At 66.8% G+C, this 931-nt stretch carries 1 protein-coding gene; it reads right to left on the bottom strand.

Going from position 1 to position 931, the window contains the following annotated elements; translation table 11 throughout:
* A partial coding sequence (locus ABFX36_RS18900) for a DUF222 domain-containing protein (protein WP_346077821.1) occupies positions 1 to 901 on the bottom strand: 901 nt, incomplete at its 3' end.
* Positions 902 to 931 lie beyond the last annotated feature (30 nt).

Here is a 931-nt window from a genome sequence, read left to right on the forward strand (position 1 = left end):
GGGCGAGAACGCAATCACACAACGCCAGCAACGCATCGTGCGTGCGCTGAGCGGCACTGCGCAGATCCCGACCCCGCGCCGCCGCCAAAGCCTCGGCGTCGATGCCGTCGGCGTCAATGGTTCCGGTGGGCGAATCCGGGTCGGCGGGATTGTTCATCCCGGGTGCGGCCCAGGCGGTCAAGATCACCTCGAACTTCGCCCGCAACTCCGGAGTCATCGCGCCACGGACTCTGCTCATCAACTGACGATCCTGCGGGAGGATCGTGATTCCGCGCTGGCGTTGCCGGTCGACGTGATCGCTCTCCTGACCATCGGGGTCCAGGTGAGCGAGCAGCCGCTCACCGACCTTGCCCAAATCATCCGGATTCAACCCAGCCGCAGCGTCGGCCAACTCCGCCTCAGCACGCGCTTTGACCTCCGGCGAGATACAGCCCGGTACTTTCGCCAACACCGCGGAGATCACCAACGCGTGTTCGGCACCGACAGTCCCGGCCGCCACCGACGCAGCAGTCGCCGGCTTCCGCGGAGGCAGCGTCTGCCCCTGGAAGTTCGAGAACTCGCCGATCGCCTCAGCCATCCGCGACCGCCGACCCGCCTCGCGGGTTCCGAGCCGCAAGCCCTGTGAGAGGTATTGGTGCGGATTCAGATAGCCGGCGGTGCGGTGCGCGTTGCGGTCGGAGACTTCCACCAGGAGTGCTGCGGAGATGCCGTCCCAGCGTCGCCGGATCCGTTCGGCAGTCTGTGTGTGGGCCAGCAGTTCCGGTTCGGTCTCCGGCGACAGGGAGGTCTCGGCGAGTTTGACCGCCGCGGCATCGATCAGTGCGAGTAGTTCGGCGGGCCGCTCCGGCAGCGCACCGGTGGCAACGACAGTCGCGATCGAATCGGTGATCGGACCGCTCATCACTGCCACCTCCCCCGAGTGTTTCAGCTG

It is taken from the genome of Gordonia cholesterolivorans (assembly GCF_039531975.1).
Lineage (GTDB): Bacteria > Actinomycetota > Actinomycetes > Mycobacteriales > Mycobacteriaceae > Gordonia > Gordonia sihwensis.